Origin of the sequence: Rhizobium sp. AN73, assembly GCF_030757975.1 — a bacterium.
Lineage (GTDB): Bacteria > Pseudomonadota > Alphaproteobacteria > Rhizobiales > Rhizobiaceae > Agrobacterium > Agrobacterium arsenijevicii.
This window is the reverse complement of sequence record NZ_JARWME010000001.1, coordinates 1,942,146-1,962,440: the sequence shown is the minus strand read 5'-3', so window position 1 is coordinate 1,962,440 and position 20,295 is coordinate 1,942,146. Positions and strand designations below refer to the sequence as shown.

At 59.8% G+C, this 20,295-nt stretch carries 17 protein-coding genes and 1 pseudogene; 7 read left to right on the top strand and 11 right to left on the bottom strand.

The annotated features are described in order from the left end of the window. The first annotated feature begins 162 nt into the window (after positions 1-162). The 3 genes from RBH10_RS08770 to RBH10_RS08760 all read left to right on the top strand — a co-directional run bounded on the left by RBH10_RS08770 (position 163) and on the right by RBH10_RS08760 (position 2,190). Positions 163-960, top strand: coding sequence for an NAD(P)-dependent oxidoreductase (locus tag RBH10_RS08770; RefSeq protein ID WP_281039344.1), 798 nt, complete (start codon positions 163-165; stop codon positions 958-960). Positions 961-1,093: 133 nt separating this feature from the next. After that, positions 1,094-1,831, top strand: coding sequence for a FadR/GntR family transcriptional regulator (locus RBH10_RS08765; RefSeq protein ID WP_045021645.1), 738 nt, complete (start codon positions 1,094-1,096; stop codon positions 1,829-1,831). Between the two features lie 41 nt (positions 1,832-1,872). Continuing rightward, positions 1,873-2,190, top strand: coding sequence for a cupin domain-containing protein (locus tag RBH10_RS08760; RefSeq protein WP_281039343.1), 318 nt, complete (start codon positions 1,873-1,875; stop codon positions 2,188-2,190). A 10-nt stretch (positions 2,191-2,200) separates the two neighbouring features. On the opposite strand, the gene RBH10_RS08755 is transcribed toward RBH10_RS08760, so the two are convergent. The 6 genes from RBH10_RS08755 to RBH10_RS08730 form a co-directional block, all read right to left on the bottom strand. Beyond that, positions 2,201-3,433 (bottom strand): Xaa-Pro peptidase family protein, encoded by a 1,233-nt coding sequence (locus RBH10_RS08755; protein WP_281039342.1) that lies wholly within the window; start codon positions 3,431-3,433, stop codon positions 2,201-2,203. 433 nt (positions 3,434-3,866) lie between these two features. Next, positions 3,867-5,870, bottom strand: coding sequence for an aldo/keto reductase (locus RBH10_RS08750; RefSeq protein ID WP_281039341.1), 2,004 nt, complete (start codon positions 5,868-5,870; stop codon positions 3,867-3,869). A 50-nt stretch (positions 5,871-5,920) separates the two neighbouring features. Further along, positions 5,921-7,006, bottom strand: coding sequence for an ABC transporter ATP-binding protein (locus RBH10_RS08745; RefSeq protein ID WP_281039340.1), 1,086 nt, complete (start codon positions 7,004-7,006; stop codon positions 5,921-5,923). 13 nt (positions 7,007-7,019) lie between these two features. Continuing rightward, entirely contained in the window at positions 7,020-7,856 is an 837-nt protein-coding gene (locus RBH10_RS08740; RefSeq protein WP_281039339.1) for a carbohydrate ABC transporter permease, read from the bottom strand. Then, entirely contained in the window at positions 7,853-8,713 is an 861-nt protein-coding gene (locus RBH10_RS08735; RefSeq protein WP_281039338.1) for a carbohydrate ABC transporter permease, read from the bottom strand. The genes RBH10_RS08740 and RBH10_RS08735 overlap by 4 nt, the downstream gene beginning before the upstream one ends. 79 nt (positions 8,714-8,792) lie before the next feature. After that, the gene (locus RBH10_RS08730; RefSeq protein ID WP_281039337.1) at positions 8,793-10,064 is read right to left on the bottom strand and encodes an ABC transporter substrate-binding protein; all 1,272 of its coding nucleotides are present in this window, start codon (positions 10,062-10,064) and stop codon (positions 8,793-8,795) included. 87 nt (positions 10,065-10,151) lie between these two features. Here RBH10_RS08730 and RBH10_RS08725 point away from each other — a divergent pair, with 87 nt between their 5' ends. Then, positions 10,152-11,048, top strand: a complete 897-nt coding sequence (locus RBH10_RS08725) for a helix-turn-helix domain-containing protein (protein ID WP_281039457.1) — start codon at positions 10,152-10,154, stop codon at positions 11,046-11,048. On the opposite strand, the gene RBH10_RS08720 is transcribed toward RBH10_RS08725, so the two are convergent. After that, positions 11,045-11,899 (bottom strand): helix-turn-helix domain-containing protein, encoded by an 855-nt coding sequence (locus RBH10_RS08720; protein ID WP_281039336.1) that lies wholly within the window; start codon positions 11,897-11,899, stop codon positions 11,045-11,047. The genes RBH10_RS08725 and RBH10_RS08720 overlap by 4 nt on opposite strands. Before the next feature lie 123 nt (positions 11,900-12,022). Here RBH10_RS08720 and RBH10_RS08715 point away from each other — a divergent pair, with 123 nt between their 5' ends. After that, positions 12,023-13,219 (top strand): MFS transporter, encoded by a 1,197-nt coding sequence (locus tag RBH10_RS08715; RefSeq protein WP_281039335.1) that lies wholly within the window; start codon positions 12,023-12,025, stop codon positions 13,217-13,219. 22 nt (positions 13,220-13,241) lie between these two features. On the opposite strand, the gene RBH10_RS08710 is transcribed toward RBH10_RS08715, so the two are convergent. From RBH10_RS08710 to RBH10_RS08695, 4 genes are all read right to left on the bottom strand, one after another. Then, positions 13,242-14,255: a LacI family DNA-binding transcriptional regulator gene (locus tag RBH10_RS08710; RefSeq protein WP_281039456.1), complete on the bottom strand. Its 1,014-nt coding sequence runs from the start codon at positions 14,253-14,255 to the stop codon at positions 13,242-13,244. Positions 14,256-14,371: 116 nt separating this feature from the next. Continuing rightward, a complete protein-coding gene (locus RBH10_RS08705) occupies positions 14,372-15,382 on the bottom strand; it encodes a D-altritol 5-dehydrogenase (protein ID WP_281039334.1) in 1,011 nt (336 codons plus the stop codon). 16 nt (positions 15,383-15,398) lie between these two features. After that, on the bottom strand, positions 15,399-16,169 hold the full coding sequence (locus tag RBH10_RS08700) for a galactitol 2-dehydrogenase (protein ID WP_045021621.1): 771 nt from the start codon (positions 16,167-16,169) through the stop codon (positions 15,399-15,401). A gap of 169 nt (positions 16,170-16,338) precedes the next feature. Then, positions 16,339-17,652, bottom strand: a complete 1,314-nt coding sequence (locus tag RBH10_RS08695; protein WP_281039333.1) for a sugar ABC transporter substrate-binding protein — start codon at positions 17,650-17,652, stop codon at positions 16,339-16,341. Between the two features lie 312 nt (positions 17,653-17,964). Between RBH10_RS08695 and RBH10_RS08690 the strand changes: the two are divergent. Beyond that, a pseudogene (locus RBH10_RS08690) lies at positions 17,965-18,973 on the top strand (sugar kinase). Continuing rightward, positions 18,970-20,247 carry a D-tagatose-bisphosphate aldolase, class II, non-catalytic subunit gene (locus RBH10_RS08685; protein ID WP_281039331.1) on the top strand — a complete coding sequence of 426 codons (1,278 nt, stop codon included), beginning with the start codon at positions 18,970-18,972 and terminating at the stop codon, positions 20,245-20,247. The pseudogene RBH10_RS08690 and the gene RBH10_RS08685 overlap by 4 nt, the downstream one beginning before the upstream one ends. Positions 20,248-20,295: the final 48 nt, after the last annotated feature.

Genomic DNA, 20,295 nt, shown 5'->3' with positions numbered 1-20,295 from the left:
ATCCTTCATGATTGTTGCGTATATGACATAATATATGTTATCCGCTTTTTGTACGATCTGTATGACAAGGTCAAGAGGCACAGAGACATCTCGGAGACGTCTGAGGCGGGGTTTCCCCGCAAATTCGATGATCCGCAGTCCATTCGTTTAGGGAGAATTGCAATGAAACGGCTTCTTGTTACCGGTGCGGCAGGCCAACTCGGCCGCGTCATGCGCAAGCGCCTCGCACCGATGGCCGAGATATTGCGCCTTGCCGATCTTTCGCCGCTCGACCCGGCCGGGCCGAACGAGGAATGTGTGCAATGCGATCTGGCCGACGCCAGCGCCGTCGATGCGATGGTCGCCGATTGTGACGGCATCGTCCATCTCGGCGGCATATCGGTGGAGCGGCCTTTCGAGCAGATCCTTCAGGGCAATATCATTGGGCTTTATAACCTCTACGAGGCAGCCCGCGCGAACGGCCAGCCGCGGATCGTCTTTGCCAGTTCCAACCATACCATCGGTTATTATTCCCAGAGCGACCGGCTTGGCCCGGACGTTCCCTTCCGGCCGGACGGTCTTTATGGCGTGTCCAAATGTTTCGGTGAAAACCTCGCCCGCATGTATTTCGAAAAATTCGGTCAGGAAACGGCGCTGGTCCGCATCGGCTCCTGCACGGCGGAACCGCAAAATCACCGCATGTTGTCGACCTGGTTTTCGCAGGATGATTTCGTATCGCTGATCGAGGCGGTTTTCCGCACGCCCGTGCTCGGCTGCCCTGTCATCTGGGGCGCATCGGCCAATGATGCCGGCTGGTGGGACAATTCGCACCTCGGCTGGCTTGGCTGGAAACCCAAGGACAATGCCGAGAACTTCCGGCAGCATATTGCCGAGACAATGCCGCAACCGGACCCGAAAGATGCGGTGGCGCGGTTTCAGGGTGGCGTTTTCATCGACAATCCGATCTTCAAGACGAACTGAAATGCCATATGGGACCGACAGGCACGACAACCGGCCTTTCCTGCGCAAGCAGCGGGATTGCAAGCCGGGCCGCGAATGACGTATCGAGGAATACCGGGCGCAAACCCGCACCCTTTTTAGAACGGCGATGACAATGATAAAAGCGACAACCTCCGAACCGGCAGCTCCGCAAGCCAAGACGCTTGTGGTCAAGGTTTCGGAGGAACTCCGCAGCCAGATTGCCAAGGGCCGTTACAAGACAGGCGAGCGCCTGCCTTCCGAAGCGCAGATGACGCAGGAATTTGGCGTGAGCCGCACCGTGGTGCGCGAGGCCATCGCCTCACTCAGGTCCGACGGGCTGGTCGAGCCGCGCCAGGGTGCCGGCGTCTTCGTGCTGGAGCCAGCGCCCGCCGAGCGGCGGCCCTTTCACAACATCGATCTTGCCCGCGTCTCCTCGCTGATCGAGATGCTGGAGTTGCGCACCGCCGTGGAAGGTGATGCTGCCGGTCTTGCGGCCATTCGGCGCTCGCCGGCGCAGGAGGAAAAAATCATCGAGGCCTTCGATGCCTTCCGTGCCAGCGCCGCCAAGGGCATTCCGACAGCCGAAGCCGATTTCGCCTTTCACCTCGCCGTTGCCGAGGCGACCAACAATCCGCGCTTCAGCGAGTTTCTGCAGGTACTTGGCCCGACCCTCATTCCGCGCCGGGCAGTTGCCGAAAACGGCAAGGAAACCGTGCTTTCGCCCGCCGATCTCAACCGGCTTGTCGGCGAGCATGAAGCCATTCTGATCGCGATCCAGGACGGTGACGAAGAGGCGGCGAGAAGTGCCATGCGCCACCACCTGAAAAGCAGCCAGACGCGTTACCGCGCCATGCTGCGCGCGCCGCGCTGAAAGCTTCCGCATAACGACATTGCCCGACTGAGGAGAACGACATGCAGCAACTTCCGACATTCCCCACCGTTTCACCTGACGATGGCGTCGAACGCACCGTGCTTTCCGAAGCACCCGAGTTGATGGTGGTTTCGTTCCGCTTCATTACGGGCGCGGAGGGAAGATTGCACAGCCACCCGCATGTGCAATCCACCTATGTCGCCAGCGGCAGATTCCGTTTTTACCGCGACGACGAAGCCTATGACCTTGAAAAAGGCGACAGCCTGATCATTCCCGGCGATGTCGAGCACGGCTGCATCTGTCTGGAAGAGGGGGAGTTGATCGACTGCTTCACCCCGCGCCGCGACGATTTTCTCTGAATTTACCGACTCAGGTCAGGGACAAATCCCGCAGGGTGCGTGGCAGGCTGATCATGCACTCTGCCCCTGCCGAGGTGACAAGGAACTGGTCCTCGATCATGAGCGCACCCAGCCCTTCGCCATAGAACGGCGCTTCAAGGGCCACGACCATGCCGGGAAGAATGATTTCCGGATTGTCATGCGAAAAGAACGGCCATTCCTCAATACCGACGCCGCCACCGACGGAATGGCCGAAATGGCCGCGATAATATTCGCTGAATCCGTCTTTGCGCATTGAGGCCAGCATGGCGGCATGCACCGCGCCGAATGTATTGCCGGGCCGGAGCGCTTCCAGCCCTTTGGCAAAGGCCGCCTCCAGCGCCTTGAAGATATCGGCCGAGAGCGGAGAGACAGGCCCCCACGAAAAAGTCCGCGCGCCATCCGACGAATAACCATCGACCAGCGTGCCGACATCGGCCTTGATGAGCGCACCCGGCGTAACGACCGCCGCCATATCCGACAGGGCCGGACCGACGGAAATGTAATCCCAATGGCCACTCAGCGAAAAACCCGATTTGAGGGCATACGCCTGCGCGCCCGATTTCCAGGCGGCTGAAAGTTGGCCAAGCGCCGCTCCCGGCCGAATGGTAGCCGCCATCTCGACCAGCCCGGCCTCAGCAGCCTGCGCCGCGCGTCTGAGAAGTTCGATCTCGCGTTGGGATTTCACCGCGCGCAGACGTTTCAGCACCGTCGAACCGTCCAGCCAGCTCACATCCGGAAGCGCCTGACACAGGGCGAGAAAATCGGCGGCAGGCATGAATTCGAGGTCCACGCCAATACGCGCCGCAGACAGGCCGCGCTCCCGCAGAAGATCGGCCAGCAGATTGAAACAGGCGGCACGATCGAATGTCTCCGGTCTCGGCCCGCCGGAATTGTTGCGACGATAGGCACCATCAACCTGCGAGATGTTTTCGACACCCGACAGATCGACCATATCGATCCAGATTTTATGGCAGCGCAGATCGACATCCGGCGCGGCCTTCTTGATGATCGGAGCCGCATGATCGCTGACGACAGCACCCAATCTCGCCCCGGCATCGGCCGGCACCAGCGCGATTGCCGAACCCGCCCTGCCCCACATCGTCGCAACACCCGCATGAGCGCCAACCGCGTAACGAAAGGCTTCCGGCTGGAAAAGCACCAGCGCGTCCATGCCCGCCTCACCCATCAACTGCTGCGCGCGGTTTCGGTCGATATCGCTCATAGGAACCCCGGTAGATTGTTGCGCCTGCTGTGTTTTTCGCGGCGCGGTTTGTGAGCCTGAGCTTTAGCAGCCGCCGGGCGAGGAAAAAAGGCGGGAGACGACATCCCGGCCCGAAGAATCGTTAATTGAGCGAGCGGGCGCACTCTTCTCCCCACCGTGGAGAAGGTCGTGGCAGCGGCATGAGGGGGCAACGGTAGAGATATGCGGGGAGATTACCCCTCATCTACCCCTTCGGGGCATCTTCTCCCGGCGGGGAGAAGAAACAGGCGACAGCGTTGCGCCCTGCCTTATTGCCTTGAAAGGCCGTGGAAAATTCACCGCAGAGATGGCTTACAGACCTTCCCACAGCCGCAACGTCATCCTCGGGTCAAGCCCGAGGATGACAGGGGTTTTAGCAATTTCCCCCCACTGCCCTCGGATAATCCGCTATCGCTCAAGCCTCCAGCCATTTCAGCTGTTCATCCGTCAGCCTGATATCCAGCGCCGAAAGACTATCCTCCAACTCTGCAATCGTGCGCGGCCCAATCAGCGGGATAACCGGGAACGGCTGGGCGATGACATAAGCGAGCGCGATGTGGATCGGGTGGCGGCCGAGTTTCCGGGCAAGCTCGATCGCTCGGTCGCGGCGGTCGAAGTTGCGGTCGGAGTACCAGACGCGAACGATTTCCTCGTCATCACGCTTGTCCCGTCCGGCCCGGTCGGTAAAGAAACCGCGCCCCTGGCTCGACCAGGCGAAATTCGGAATCTGGCGGGATTTGAGCCATTCTTTCCAGTCATCGTCCGACGCCGCCACGCATCCGGCCCAGATGGGGTCAAGCATTTCGGCGAGCGAGAAATTGTTGGAAAGAGCGCCCGGCGCCTGCTTGCCATTCTTCTCAGCATAGGCGGCTGCTTCATCCATGCGCTCGCGCGTCCAGTTTGAGCCGCCAAAGATGCCGCGAATGCGCCCGCGCCGGACTTCGGCATCCATCGCATCGACAAACTCACCAACAGGCACTTCGGGATTGTCGCGATGCATGAAATAGGCATCGACATAATCCGTCTTCAGTCGCTGCAGCGATTGGTCGAGCTGCTTGGCGATCATATCCGGATAGCAGAGCGGAGAATGTGCGCCCTTGCCGATCAGAACGATCTCTTCGCGCGGCACGTTTCGGCTGGTGTGCCAGTCACCGAAGATCGCTTCGGTCTTGCCGCCGCCATACACATAGGCCGTGTCAAACAGATTACCGCCCGCCTCGTAAAAGGCATCGAGCGTCAGGGATGCGGAGGCGAAATTGGGGAAGAATTCGAACCCCAGCGCGACAACTGAGGCGGGTTTGGCAAGGCCCGGTATCTTCCGCTTGGGAACCGCATTACCTGCAACGACCTTGCCTCCGGCGATATTGGCGATGCGCGAGCTTGCCTTTTCGACGCTGTATTCGAGGCCGACGGCGGCGCGCCACTGGTCCATCACGCGCAGATTGCCGAGGCTGTCGGCCCAGCCCATGCCGGGCGCATTGAACTCCCGCTTGCCCTGCCTGATTGCCTCGCCCGCCGCATCGACCTCGAAGGAATAGAGCCAGCGATCCTCCGGCAATTCGATGGTTTCCGTCTTGTCGCCGCGGATAATATCGATACGGCCGGTGCCGCCCTTATGACCGGAAGCGAACCAGAAATCCTTGACCTCGATACGGCCTTCCGAGCCGATGATGCGCAGCACATTGTCCTGTCCCGCCATGATCGAGCAGGAGACTTCGGCGACGATGCCGTTTGAGAACTTCAGAACGGCCGACGCCCATTCATCGACGCCCGACTGGCCGAGATGGGCGGCACCTGCCACCTTTTCCGGCTCGGCAAAGGGTTTTCCATCCACGGCACCGGCGATCAGCCGCACCATGGATACGGGATAACCGCCGACATCGAGAATGCCGCCGCCCGCCATCTCATTGGCGAAAAGCCGATGGTCGGCACGGAACGAGCCCATATTGAAACCGAAACTTGAGCGGATGATGCGGATATCGCCAACGGCACGGCTCTTGACCAGCTCCAGCAATTTCGCCGTCTGCGGGTGCAGGCGATACATATAGGCCTCACCCGCAAAGACATCAGCCTTTTTCGCCTCGTGGAAAATGGCGTCAGCATCATAGGCGGAAAGCGCAATGGGCTTTTCCACCAGGACGTTCTTGCCCGCCCGGATGGCCTTGATCGCCCATTCCGCATGGCCCGTATGGGGTGTGGCGATATAAACCGCGTCGATATCGGGATCGGAAAGCAGCGTATCGTAACCATGGACAATGCGGGCGCCCGCAAACGCCTCGGCAAGACCCGGCTTTTCTGGATTGCGTGTGGCGATGGCCTCAAGTCTGCCGGTGCGGGAATGGGCAATGCCGTCCGCGAAGGTCTTGGCGATAGTGCCCGGGCCGATGATGCCCCAGCGGATCGGTTGGTCGGTCGTCATGAAAACCTCGTCTTTGATGTGGGTGTTTGGCATGTGATGCTTGGGAAGTTTCAGCGCAGGCGGTTGCCCTCGCTGTCGAAAAGGAAGGCCTTGCGGGCGGAAAGACCGACCGTCAGCCGGTCGCGATTGGCGACATCGCGCGATTCCGGGCGTTCGATGACAAGCTGCTCGTCGCCTTCGGTACGGGCATAGACGTAGCTGGTATTGCCGAGGTGTTCGGCGACATCGACATGCACGGTAAGATCGACATCGCCCTGCCCGGCATCGGTAAAATGTTCGGGCCGGATGCCGAGCGAAACCTTGGCTCCCTCGTTAAGCCGGGCCTTGAGCGGCAGGGTCAGCCGCACGGCAGGATCGCTGTCGAGCGACAGTGTGGCGCTTGCAGCGCCCGCGCCGATAACGGTCGCCTCCAGAAAATTCATCTTCGGCGAACCGACAAAACCGGCAACGAAACGGTTGGCGGGGTCGTCATAAAGATCGAGCGGCGCACCAACCTGTTCGATATTGCCCGCGCGCAGAACCACGATCTTGTCGGCCAGCGTCATCGCCTCGGTCTGGTCGTGGGTGACATAGATCATCGTGGTGCCGAGCTGCTTGTGCAGCCGCGATATTTCCACGCGCATCTGCACCCGCAGTTCCGCATCGAGGTTCGACAGGGGCTCATCGAACAGGAAGACCTGCGGTTCGCGCACGATGGCGCGGCCGATGGCGACACGCTGCCGCTGCCCGCCGGAAAGCTGCTTCGGCCGGCGTTCCATCAGTTCGTTGATCTGCAGGATTTCGGCGGCGCGGCTGACGCGCTTTTCCGTATCGGCCTTTGGGTTGCCATTCATCCTGAGGCCAAAGGAGAGGTTTTCGGCAACCGTCATATGCGGATAAAGCGCATAGGACTGGAACACCATGGCGATGCCGCGATCGGCCGGATCGGCATCGTTGACCGTCCTGCCAGCGATGCTGATATCGCCATCCGATATATCCTCCAGCCCGGCGATCATGCGCAGCAGCGTGGACTTGCCACAGCCGGATGGGCCAACGAAGACCACGAATTCGCCATCGGCAATATCGAGATCCGCGCCATGGATGACTTCCAGAGCGCCGTAGCGCTTGACGACATTTTTGAGCGAAAGTTCCGCCATGCGGCCTCTTCCCTTACTTGACTGCCCCGGCGGAAATGCCGGCGATGAAATGACGCTGCAACAACACGAAAACCACGAGGATGGGCGCGGTGAGCAGGACCGCACCGGCCATGATGCCGCCCCATGACACTTTGGTGAGCCCGATGAGGGTGCCAAGCGCCACGGGTGCGGTCATCATTTCCGGGCGGGAGTTGATCAGCAGCGGCCAGAGATAATTGTTCCACGAGGCGAGGAAGAGGATGATCGACAGAGCCGCCATGGTAGGCCGCGCCAATGGCAAAGCGATGCGCAGGAAGATCTGCCACTCCTTGACGCCCTCGACCCTTGCCGCATCGAAAAGCTCCGTCGGCATCATCGAGAAGGACTGCCGCATGAACAGCACGCCGAGCGAATTGAACAGCGGTGGCACGATCAGTGCGATCCAGCTATTAGCGAGCTTGAACTCGCGCGCCACCATGATGAATTGTGGAATGACGACGACCGCAAAAGGCAGGGTGATGGTGCCGAGAATGATGGCGATCACCACCGAGCGTCCGGCAAAACGGTAACGCGCCAGCGCCCAGCCCGCCATCGATGTCAGGAAGACCGAAAGCACCGTGTAGATGACGGCGACGGTGATCGAGATGAACATCGCCCTGATGAAGTTGGTATCCGCCTGAAGGTTGCTGAAGTTCTCGATGAAGTTGGAGGAAGGCATCAGCACGATATCCGGGCTGAAGATGCCGTAATCCGGCATGGTCGAGAACACGAACATCATCCACAGCGGAAACAGCCAGATGATGGCGAGCGGCGTCAACGCCGCATGCAGGGCAATCTTCTGCCAGAAAAGCGATCTGGATTTCGATCTCATTTCGGCTCCCTCCCGACCCAGAGATTGAGAAGCGAAATGGCGATGGCGAGCGCCGCCATGGTGTAGGCAATGGCTGAGGCGTAACCGAAATTGAGCGAGGTGAAGCCCTGCCGGTAAAGGAACAGCCCCAGCGTTTCCGTGCCGCCGCCCGGCCCGCCCCTGTTGGTGATGAGGAAAGGTTCGGCGAAAAGCTGCATGGTGCCGATGACCGACAGTACCACGCAGAAAAGAATGATGGGTTTCAACAGCGGCAGAGTGATATGGAAGAACTGCTGCCGCTTGTTCACCTTGTCCAGTGTTGCCGCCTCATAGACATCACCGGGGATGGATTGCAGACCGGCGAGGATGATGATGGCGTTATACCCCGCCCAGCGCCACGTGACGGCGATGATGACGAGCGCCATGGCCGCATTGGCATTGTCGAACCACGAGATGGGCGAAAGGCCAACGGAAGTGATGAGCTTGTTGATGATGCCGAAATCGGCGCTGAACATCAGCCGGAACACTGCCGCATAGGCGACCTCTCCAACGACAACAGGCGCAAAGAAGGCAAAACGATAAAGCGGGCGCACCTTCAGGAGCGGCGAGTTCAAGAGCACCGCCATGACGGTGGCGAGCATGATCATGACAGGCACCTGAATGACGAGAATGATCAGTGTGTTGTAAAGCGCGTTGTAGAACGCCGGATCAGCAACAAGCCGTCCCCAGTTCATGGAGGGCGCGAACCGCCAGGGGTTGATGCGGGTATTCTGAAACGACAGCATGAACGAGCTGATGATCGGCCAGACCCAGAACGTCGCGAAAATCAGAAGATAGGGCGCAAGGAACGCATAAGCGATCCTGTTCCTTGACGGCATGACGACCTCCAGATGCGATAATTGGAAGGGCTTGGAGAGGTCGGCTCCGCTTCAGGAGCAAGGCCGACCTCCAACAGCATCATTCCGCGATCGGAAGACCCGTGGCCGTTTCGATCTGCTTAGCCGCATCGTCGAGCGCCGCTTTCGCATCGGGATAACCGCCTGCAAGATATTTCGTCTGCGTCGCCTTGTAGATCGCATCCGCATCCGACTGGAAGGCGGTGCCGCGGCTCGGCACGATTTTCGGCAAGGTCGCAAGAATGTCGGTCCAGACCGCCTGGCCGCCCCAATAGGGCTGCTTTTCCTTGACGAAAGGCTCGCTGGTGGCAGAAAGAAGCGAAGGAACGAGACCGAAGGATTTCAGCATCGTCACCTGCCCCTCATTGGTGGTGAGCGCGTAGTCGATATACTTCCACGCGGCTTCCTTGTGCTTGGACGTCGAGCTGATGGCCAGCGACGAACCGCCGAGATTGGCGGCATGTGGGCCATCCGCCGTCAGGCTCGGCATCGGATAGACGCCCCACTTGCCCGAAAGATCGGGAGAGCCGGAGCGGATCGTGCCTTCATACCAGGCGCCAAACATCTGGCTCGCCGCTTTGCCGGCCGTGTTGGACTGGATTTTCTCGTCCCAGCTGGCGGCCGTTATGACGCCAGCATCCTTCATTTCCTTGATCTTCGCGAGTGTGGCAACGCAGGCCGGTTGGTTGATGGTGATGTTTTGACCGTCTGTCGAAAAGTAACCGCATCCCTGCTCGTTGGTGATCATGCGGAACCATTCGCTACCACCGTTGAAGTCGGCCTGCGTCATCACGGTGCCAGGATTGGCGGCCATGACCTTCTTGCCGGCCGCGATGAAATCGTCCCAGCTCTTGATGGTGACCGGGTCGACGCCCGCCTTTTCGTAAAAGTCGCGGCGATAGAAAACCGCCACCGGGCCGGAATCCCACGGAACCGCGTAGGCGACACCGTCGACTTCCAGTTCGGTGCGTTTGAATTCCGGAAAAAGTGCCTGTTTCTCAGGCGTGTAGCCAAGCTTGGTCAGATTGGCGAAACAATCGGGAAACCGGCTCCAGAAAACCTCCGCCTCGAAATTTTCGATCGTGACAATATCCGGAAGACCATCGCCTCCGGCTGCGCAACCGGCCAGCGTCTTGTCAAAAACCTGATTGTTTCCAAGGTCTTCAACGACGATCTTGATATCCGGATTCTGCTTGTTGAACCCCTCCACCGCAGATCGCAGCGCTGACGCCGCGACGTCCCAGCTCCAGATGGTAACGGTCTCGGGTTGCGCCATTGCCGGTGCCGCAAGAAGCACCAGAGCTGTCGACGCGCCAAGAAATTTAAAGCACATTGAAAACCTCCCTTTTTTCAATTGCCGTTCTTTAGCGAACATGGGCACATTACCGGCGGCAGGAAATCTGTCTCGTACAAAGGGAACATCGATTTGGCGGAAAGTAAGATTGCCGAAAGAGCCTTCTACCAGCCGGGTGCAAGCAGCATCGAAGGCATGCCGACCACGCTTCAGCTTTTTCACAATCATCCGCCCATCATGCTCCGGCCGCACTGGCATGCGCAGGTGGAGGTGAATTACGTTCTGTCCGGATCGGTGCATTATCGCATGGGCGACCACGATCTTCGGCTCGATGCCGGGCAGATGTGCATCTTCTGGGGTGGCCAGCCGCACCAGATGGACCAATCTTCCGACGATTCAATTTATGCCGGCGCGCACCTGCCGCTCGTTCATTTTTTTCGCATGCGGCTGCCGGCTGCGGTTTCCAGCCTGCTGATGGGCGGCGCGACGATGGTAAGTGCTGAGACGGACCGGGCTGACGAGCAAAATTTCGGCCGCTGGTTCCGTTATGTCACCTCGGGTGATCCTGCCAAGGCGCAGCATGCGGTGGAGGAATTGCTGCTCAGGGTCGAGCGGATGTTCCTCGAACCCTATTCCGTCATATCATCTGCCATCAACGGCAAACGGGAGCAGGATGACGAGAGCATTGCGCCCTCCATCGGGGTGGTGCGCATGTGCGATTTCATTGCCGCCAATTTTCTGGATGACATCGACGCGACCGAGATTGCCCGCGCCGCAGCACTTCATCCGAAATATGCGATGAACCTGTTTCGCAAATCTACCGGCATGACGCTGATCAAATACCTGACCTTGCTCAGACTTTCCCGCGCCCAAGCGATGCTGATGAACGGCAAGGACAATATTCTGCAAATCGCCATGGAAAGCGGCTTCGGCTCCGTCAGCGCCTTCAACAAGGCGTTTCGCCAGATCGCCGGCATGTCACCTTCCGATTTCCGCCGGGACATGCGCGCAACGGCGGCTTAGTTCTCGTCATCGTCCGGGTCGGGAAAACCGCCACCGCGCTGGCCTGCCGCCTTGCGGTAGGCGCGGGGCGAGTTACCAAGCATCCGCCGGAACATGGTGGTGAAGGCCGGAATGTTTTCATAACCGGCATCCAGCGCCACATTGGTCACCGCCTCGCCCGCCGCAAGCCTCGGCAGCGACGCGAAGATGCAGGCCTGCTGACGCCAGGTGACGAAACTCACCCCCAACTCTTTGCGAAATAACCGCGTAAACGAGCGACGGCTGATGCCCATTGCCGCCGCCCAATCGTCGATTTCCACTCTGGCGACCGGCTTTTTCAGAAACTCGCGGCAAAGGCCGGCCAGACGCTGGTTATTGGGAAACGGTAATCCGAGCGGTCGTTCCGGCAGTCGGTTGACCTCGTCCAGCAGAAGCGCCCGCACCAGCCCCTGCCGATGAAAAGCGGTCGGCTGGTGCTCCTCGCCCAGCAGTTCCGAAATCAGGCTGGAGGCAAGGGCGGTAATTTCCACCACCCTTGGGGCATCGGCGTGAAACAGATCGGGGTGAACGTAGATCGAGTGCATCTCCACCGTGGAGATGATCTCGGACTCATGTTTCAGCCCGGCGGGAATGATGAGTCCGTGCCCGGGCGGTATCATCCAGCGTCCGTCAGCGGTGCTGACCAGCACGACGCCCTGGCGGGAGCACCATATTTGCACCCGGCCATGGCTGTGGATCGGCGTGCGGTGTCCCGTGGGATAGGCACGGTGAAGCGCCAGCACCGGCTCGTTGGTGCCGTCGATCAATTTCAGGCTGCGCTCATGGTCGTCATCCGACAGACGGGTGGGTTTTAGTGATTTGATTTTTGCCATTTGGCCCATTCACAAAGAAACTCGTCCAGAACTCGAAAGCAGGCCAGAAGCAATATGAATAAAAGCGGGAAGAAATAAAGACACGTTTCCCGTCTCCTGCCGGGAATCTGGAGAGGATACATCATGGCCACCGTCACCAGCACCGGGTTCAGCCCGCAACGCACGACGTTTTCAATCATCGCAGCCGCCAGCTTCTGCCACATGCTCAACGACATCATGCAATCGCTGCTGACGTCGCTTTATCCGCTGCTGAAGACCAATTACGCCCTCGACTTCATGCAGATCGGCCTGCTCACCTTCGCCTTTCAGGTGACGGCATCGCTGCTGCAACCGGTCATCGGCATGGTGACCGACCGTTGGCCCATGCCCTTCTCCCTGCCCGTCGCCATGCTTTCCACCTGCGCCGGCCTCATCACGCTCGCCTTCGCACACAGCTTTACCGTTCTGGTCGCGGGCGCCTGCCTCATCGGCATCGGCTCGGCGATCTTCCATCCGGAGGCCTCGCGTGTCGCGCGCCTGGCATCCGGCGGACGCCACGGTCTTGCGCAGTCGTTCTTTCAGGTTGGCGGCAATACCGGCACGGCCATCGGCCCGCTGCTTGCCGCCTTCATCGTCATTCCGCTCGGCCAGTCGAGCCTCAGCTGGTTTTCGCTGATCGCCCTCGTTGGCTTCATCGTGCTGTCCTGGGTCGGCGTCTGGTACACACGCCACCGGCGCGCGAATGTCGGCAAGGCCCCTGTCAGCCGCGCCTTGCCGCTCGCTCGCGGCACAGTCGCAATGACGCTCGCCGTGCTGGTGGTGTTGACCGCCACCAAGAATGCCTATCTCGCCAGCCTTTCCAGCTACTTCACCTTCTATACCATCGAGAAGTTTGGGTTGGGCGTGCAGGATGCACAGGTTCTGCTGTTTCTTTTCCTCGGCGCTTCGGCTGCGGGCGTGTTCTTCGGTGGCCCGATCGGCGACCGCTTCGGCTCGCGCGTGGTCATCTGGTTCTCGATCCTCGGCGTCATTCCCTTTGCGATGATGCTGCCCTATGCCAACCTGTTCTGGACGGCCGTTCTCGTCGTCGTCATCGGCTTCGTGTTCTCTTCCGCTTTCTCGGCCATCGTCGTGTTCGCGCAGGAACTGGTGCCGGGACGCGTCGGCCTCATCGCCGGCATGTTCTTCGGTTTCGCCTTCGGTTTCGGCGGCATCGGCGCTGCGGTTCTGGGCGTCTATGCGGATAAGGAAGGCATCGAATTCGTCTACCGCATCTGCTCCTACCTGCCGCTGCTCGGCCTGTTGACCGTGCTCTTGCCAAAACTGCCGAGCCATCGGTGAAATACTGCGCGAGCGCTTCCCATCAGGCCGATTTGCGTAACATCAGATCGGCACTGAGAAGGATGCGCTCCCGCATCCGCGTCGTGTCATCCGCCTCCTCGTTCAGCTTCTGCAACAGAAGCTCGATCGATAGCCTGCCGATCTCGTTATAATTCTGTGCCACCGTGGTAATTGGCGGGCAGGCATAACGTGACAGCGGATGATCGTCATGGCCGGCGACCCGGAGGTCGTAATCGGCGCCATGGCCGACCTTGATGCCCTTCTGAAAGGCGGCGGCAATTACGCCGAAGGCGATACGGTCGTTCGAGCACAGGATGGTGCGCGACGGCAGAAGCTCCCTCCGATCCAGCAGCCGGCCAGCTTCGTCAAAGGCGAAACGCTCGAAATCCCAAGTAACGATATCAGGAACGTTGAGCACATGCGGTTCGAAACCGAGACGCTGCATGGCCTCAACATAGGCGGTGCGGCGCGTCGCCGCGTTAGTGTTGACCTGCGGCATGTCGAAGAAACAGGGCGGCTCGCCCGAGCGGCAGAGGTAGTCCACCATCAGGCCAACGCTCTGGCGGTTATCGGTGCCGACAAAGGCAGAGGTCTCGTCGAGCGGCGAATCGACATAAACGATGGGAATGCTGGCCCCGAGCTGTTCGAGCGTTGCACGGTGGGATTTGACGCCGAGCGGAGCGATGATCGCGCCTGCGACATTCATCGACTTGAAGGTGCGGATGGCGCGGTCTTCGATTTCCGCCTTGCCATCCGACGACAGCACGAAGGCAAGGAACCCCGCCTCGTTGGCGATCAGTTCGATACGGCTCGTCAGCGCCATGTAGAACGGATCGGTCGAGTTCGGAATGATGATGCCGATGATATTGGAGCGGCGGCGGTTGAGGTTGACGGCGAAAATATTGGGCCGAAAGCCCGATTTTTTCAGCGCTTCCTCTATGGCATCCCGCGTCTTCTTGCGGACCGAGGCCGGATCGTTGAAGTATTTCGAAACAGTCGGGCGGGAAAGGCCGACGAATTCCGAGAACTCTTCCATCGTCCTGATAGATTTGGCCAAAGTGCTTGCCCCCATGAAATATTACATGTGGTACTCTATATCGACCGGCCTTCGCACGAAAAGCCGGTCGAATGCGGTTATCAACGGCCAAACGACTATTCGGCCGTAAATTGCACTTTCATCGTGGCCGGATCGGACGGCTTCGTCATAAAGAACGGCAGCATCTCCGAAAGCGGCAGCCGGTGCGACACCAGCCGCGCCATGACATCGCCATCCGTTTCCAGAATGGCAAGCGCCTGCGGTATGTTGCGGTTCAGCGAATGTGAACCGACAAGCTTCAGCTGCCGCCGGAAGATTTCGAAGGGCGCAACCGAAATGCGGGCATCCGGCGCGCAGACGCCGAAGAACAGCGCCGTGCCACCATCGGCAACCAGCGGGACCATCGCTTCCGCAACGGGGGCAATACCGGTCGCATCGGCCACGAAATCGAACGACTTCTGTTGCCGCAGGAGCGCTTCAGACCCGGAAACCGCGGTCTGAAGCCCGAGACTTTCGGCGAAGGCAAGCCGGCTTTCATTGATGTCAGCAATCGTCACCGTCGCGATGCCGCGTGATTTCAGCGACAGGGCGAGCAGCAGACCAATGGGACCGGCACCGAAAACAAGGGCGTTGGCCGGCACCGCCCCACTCTCGCCAATCCCAGCGCTCTGCATGCCGTTGACGACGCAGGCGAGCGGTTCGGCAAGTGCGGCGACATGATAGGGCATGGAACCGATGCCGTGCAGTTGGTCGGCGCGCACCACGCTGAATTCCGCAAAGCCGCCATTATGGGAAACGCCATAGGCCTTCAGCGTACTGCAAAGGTTGGTAAGCCCTTTCCTGCAACTGGGGCAGATACCACACGGCAGATTGGGATCAACGACAACCCGGTCACCGACCTTGATGCCCGCGACATCGGCAGCTACGGTCGCGACTTCGCCAGCATATTCATGCCCCGGAATGACGGGAAAAGCACCGTCGCCGTAACGCGCATGGAGGACGTCGATATCGGTGTGGCAGAGCCCTGAAGCCTTTACACGCACGAGGGCGTGGCCCGGTGGAAGATCGGCAACCGGAACTTCCGCCAACAGGGCGCGTCCCTTCTCGACGAATTGAATGGCATGCATGGTCATCTCCGGCTTCTCAGCTCATCCAGTTGCCGCCGTCGACATTATATGTCTGGGCGAGGATATAGTCGCTGTCGGAAGAGGCGAGGAATACCGCAAGCCCCTTGATGTCGTCTGGCGTCGCGAAACGGCCGATCGGCACAGATTTGGCCACCGCCGCCTTCTTCTCTCCCGGTTTCAGGCCTTCCCATTTGGCGAAATGCGCATCGACCACTTCCCAATGCTCGCCATCCACGACACCCGGCGCGATCGCGTTGACGTTGATGCCATGTTTGACGAGCGCCAGCGCCGCTGACTGCGTGGCGGAAATGATTGCGGCCTTGGAAGCACAATAAAGCGTGACGAGCGCCTCGCCGCGCCGGCCGGCCTGGCTTGCCATATTGATGATCTTGCCGCCGCGCGCACGGGCGATCATGACATTGGAGACGGCCTTCATCATGAAAAGCGGTCCCTTGAGATTGATGTCGAAAACCCGCTCATAACTCTCTTCTGTAATGCCGTTGATCGGCGCCATGTCGAAGATTGCGGCATTGTTGACGAGAATATCGATGCCGCCGAATTCCTCATCGACCGCCTTCACCACCGCATCGATCTGACCGAGGTCCGTCACGTCCAGCCGGACGGCCTTGGCGGAAGGGCCGATGGCGGCGGCAGAGGCCGTCGCGCGCGCGATATCGATATCGGCGATGATGACCTTTGCACCCTCATCGGAAAAAGCCTGCGCAAAACCAAGGCCGATGCCGCGGGCAGCGCCGGTAATCAGCGCGACCTTGTTGTTCAATCTCATGTCGATCTCCGTGATAGATGCGCGGTGGGCCAAAAACTCCAACGCGCTTTGTGCTGAACTGCAAATGGATGGCGCGATCAGGCGCCTTGTGTCCACCGGCATTGCGGCGGGGTGGCCCATGCCGCCCGCCGCCGGAAGGCGAACGGGCGGCAGGCCGGGGAGGACGCGGCTACTTGATGTAGCCCGCGCGGGTCATGTCACGCTCGACCTGTTTCTGTGCGCCTTCAAGCGCCGTATCGACGGTCTGCTGGCCGGAAAGGGCTGCTGCAATCTGCTGGCCGACAACCGTACCGATCGACTGGAATTCCGGTATGGCGACGAACTGTACGCCGGTATAGGGAACCGGATCCTTTGTCGGCTTCGACGGATCGGCGGACATGATGGCTTTCAATACCGTATCCGCAAAAGGCGCGGCCTTCTTGTATTCCGGCAGGTCATAGGTGGATTTGCGCGTGCCGGGCGGCACCGCGACCCAGCCTTCGCTCTCGCCGACCATCTTCACATAATCCTTCGAGGTCGCCCATTTTACGAAGGACTTGGCGGTTTCGAGCTTCTTCGAGGTGTTCGGAATGGCCAGGTTCCACGACCAGGACCAGCTAGACCCGTTCGGTGTTGCCTCCACCGGAGCGCGCGTGAAAGCGGTCTTGTCGGCAACCTGGCTCTGTTTGGGATCGTAGATACGTCCCGCAGCCGAGGTGGCGTCGATCCACATGGCGCAATGGCCGGATGCGAACAGCGTCTGGTTCTCGTTGAAGCCATTGGTGGCCGCACCGGGCGGGCCGTAGGAGGTCATCAGCGCCACGTAATCCGAGATCGCCTTTTTCCACGGCTCGCTCGTCAGCTGCGGTTTCCAGTCCATGTCGAACCAGCGTCCGCCATAGGTGTTGATCATGGTGCCGAGGAAAGCCATGTTCTCGCCCCAGCCCGGCTTGCCGCGCAGGCAAATGCCATATTGCTGTTTCGACTTGTCGGTCAACTTGGCAGCGAAGTCCTTGATCTGATCGTAGCTCGGATTATCAGGCATCTTCAGGCCGGCCGCGTCGAACAGGTCCTTGCGGTAAAGGGTGAACGAGCTTTCGGTATAAAACGGCACGGCGTAAAGCTTGCCATCCACCGTCAGACCTTTCTTGATCGGATCAAGCAGGTCGGCGTAATCGTAATCGTTGCCGAGATCATCGACAGGCGCCAGCCAGCCCTGCTTGCCCCAGATCGGCGCTTCATAACCGCCGATGGTCATGATGTCGAACTGGGCGCCATTGGTGGCGATATCGGTGGTGACGCGTTCGCGCAGAACATTCTCTTCCAGCACGATCCAGTTGATCTTGTTTCCAGTTTCCTTCTCCCAGGCGCTGGAAAGCTTCTGCATGATGATCATGTCGCCATTGTTGACGGTGGCGATGTTGATTTCTTCCGCCTGCGCAATTCCGGCCAAAAGGCCCGCTCCAACCACAGACGACGACAGAATTCCAATGAATTTGCTCATGAGACCCGCTCCTCCTTTACGGATGTCCACGCATAAAAGTACATGCGTAAATTTTTATCTCGCAAATCCACGCTGATTGTCAACATCCAAAAATAAACGAAAAGGCAATGCGACCCAATCAAACAAGTATAACTTACTGTATTTACCGCGATAATAGCGTCTAAAATTATTATACGACACGCTAATCCTGTTGCATTGCAGCAAAAATTTCATCAATCAATATCTTGACGCGCGTAAATTTTAACTGATATCCGGAAAGTAACAGACCCGAATATCCGGGAATTTGCACCCGCCCGGAAGGACGGGGACCGAATGCATATGGAGGAAACGATGAGGCAGGTATCCGCACTGGCGCCGCACACGAAAGGCCCGACCATCACGGCGGGTGAAATCCTCGTGGAAATCATGGCGACGACGGTGGGTAACGGCTTTCTTGAGCCGCAATCGCTGATCGGTCCCTTTCCGAGCGGCGCGCCCGCCATCTTCATCGATCAGGTTGCGCGTTGCGGCGGAACCGCCGGCATCATCGCCGCGGTGGGCGACGACGATTTCGGCCGCCTCAACATCGAGCGGCTGCGACGCGACGGCGTCGACGTATCGGCTATCGCCACCATAACGGATCGGCCAACCGGCAGCGCTTTCGTACGTTACAGGGAAAACGGCGCGCGGGACTTCGTTTTCAACATCGCCCACTCGGCGGCGCGCGAAACGCACATGACTGATAAAGCGCGGGCTCTCATCGAACAGGCGGGCCATGTGCACGTCATGGGATCGGCATTTGCGATTGCCGGTATCGGCGAGATCATTCTGGAGGCGATCAAAAGCGTCAAGGCGCGCGGCGGCTCCGTGTCTTTCGATCCGAACATCCGCAAGGAACTGGTGCAGGGCAACGAGGGCCGCAAGTTGATCGACGATCTCCTTGATGTCACCGATCTTCTGCTGCCTTCCGGCGAAGAACTTCAGGCCGCCTCCGGTTTGGATGACGAGGACGCAGCGATAGAAAAGCTCCTCGCCTCCGGTATCGGCGAGATCGTGCTGAAACGCGGTGCCGGCGGGGCAAGCCACTTCAGCCGCGCCCATGGCCGCATTGACGCCCCTGGACTGACGGTCACCGAAATCGATCCGACCGGTGCGGGCGACTGTTTCGGTGCAACCTACCTCACCTGCCGCCGCCTCGGCATGCATCCCGAAAAAGGCGCTCGCTTATGCCAATGCATCAGGCGCGCACAACGTTATCAGGCGCGGCCCGATGGAGGGCGCCGCTAGCCTTTCCGAACTCGACGCCTTCCTGGCCGCGCAACTGTCAGAGGAAGCCCTATGACCGCCGTTCTCGAAAATCTCGCCGCCGCCCGCCGTGCCGGCAAACCCGCTGGCATTACCTCGGTCTGCTCAGCCCACCCTGTCGTTCTGCGCGCCGCAATCCGCCGCGCCGCTGCCAGTCGAACGCCCGTGCTGATCGAGGCGACCTGCAATCAGGTCAATCATCTCGGCGGTTATACCGGCATGACGCCGCGCGACTTCGTCGCCTTCGTCAACGCCATAGCTGGGGAAGAAGGGTTGCCCCGCGAACTGCTGATTTTCGGCGGCGATCATCTCGGCCCCAATCCCTGGCGCAGGGAAAAGGCCGAGGAGGCTCTGACAAAAGCCGCGGCCATGGTTGAAGCCTATGTGACAGCGGGTTTTCGCAAGATCCATCTCGATGCGTCGATGGGTTGCGCCGGCGAACCGGCAGCGCTGGACGACCTGACGATCGCCAACCGCGCCGCGAAACTCGCGGCTGTCGCCGAAAAAGCCGCGACTGAGGCGGGTCTGCCGAAACCGCTCTACATACTCGGCACGGAAGTGCCGGTGCCGGGCGGCGCCGATCATGTGCTCGACACGGTTGCGCCAACGGAACCGCAAGCGGCGCGTAAGACCATCGATCTTCACCGCGAGATATTCGCGCAGTACGGTCTTTCGCAGGCGTTCGAACGGGTGATCGCCTTTGTCGTTCAGCCCGGCGTGGAATTCGGCAGCGATAATGTCGTCCCTTACGATCCGCAAGCCGCGACAGACTTGAGCGCCGTACTGGAGGGCGAACCGCAACTGGTCTTCGAGGCCCACTCCACCGATTACCAGACCGAACCTGCCCTCGCCGCACTGGTGCGCGACGGTTATCCGATCCTCAAGGTCGGACCGGGCCTCACCTTCGCTTACCGGGAAGCACTTTACGCGCTGGACATGATCGCATCCGAGATGATCGAAAATTATGGCGAGCGGCCGCTGGCGCGAGCCATGGAGAAGCTGATGCTCGCCACGCCGGGCGACTGGCAGGGCCATTACCATGGCAACGACATCACGCTCAGATTGCAGCGTCACTATAGCTACAGCGACCGCATTCGCTATTACTGGACAAGGCCCGAGGCGCTCGCAGCCGTTTCCGCCTTGCATAAGGCGCTTGACGGGAAGACAATTCCCGAAACGCTGCTGCGCCAATACCTCGGCGAGCTTCCGCTCGCCACGGTTGCAGGCAAGGATATGGAGGAGGTTCTGATCGCCGCGGTGGATCAGGTGCTAGCAACCTATCATGCGGCGACGGGCGAAGGTCGCTGCTAAGACAATCGTCAAGTTAAATTCGGATGTCCCGGCGGGGACGTTGCGGGT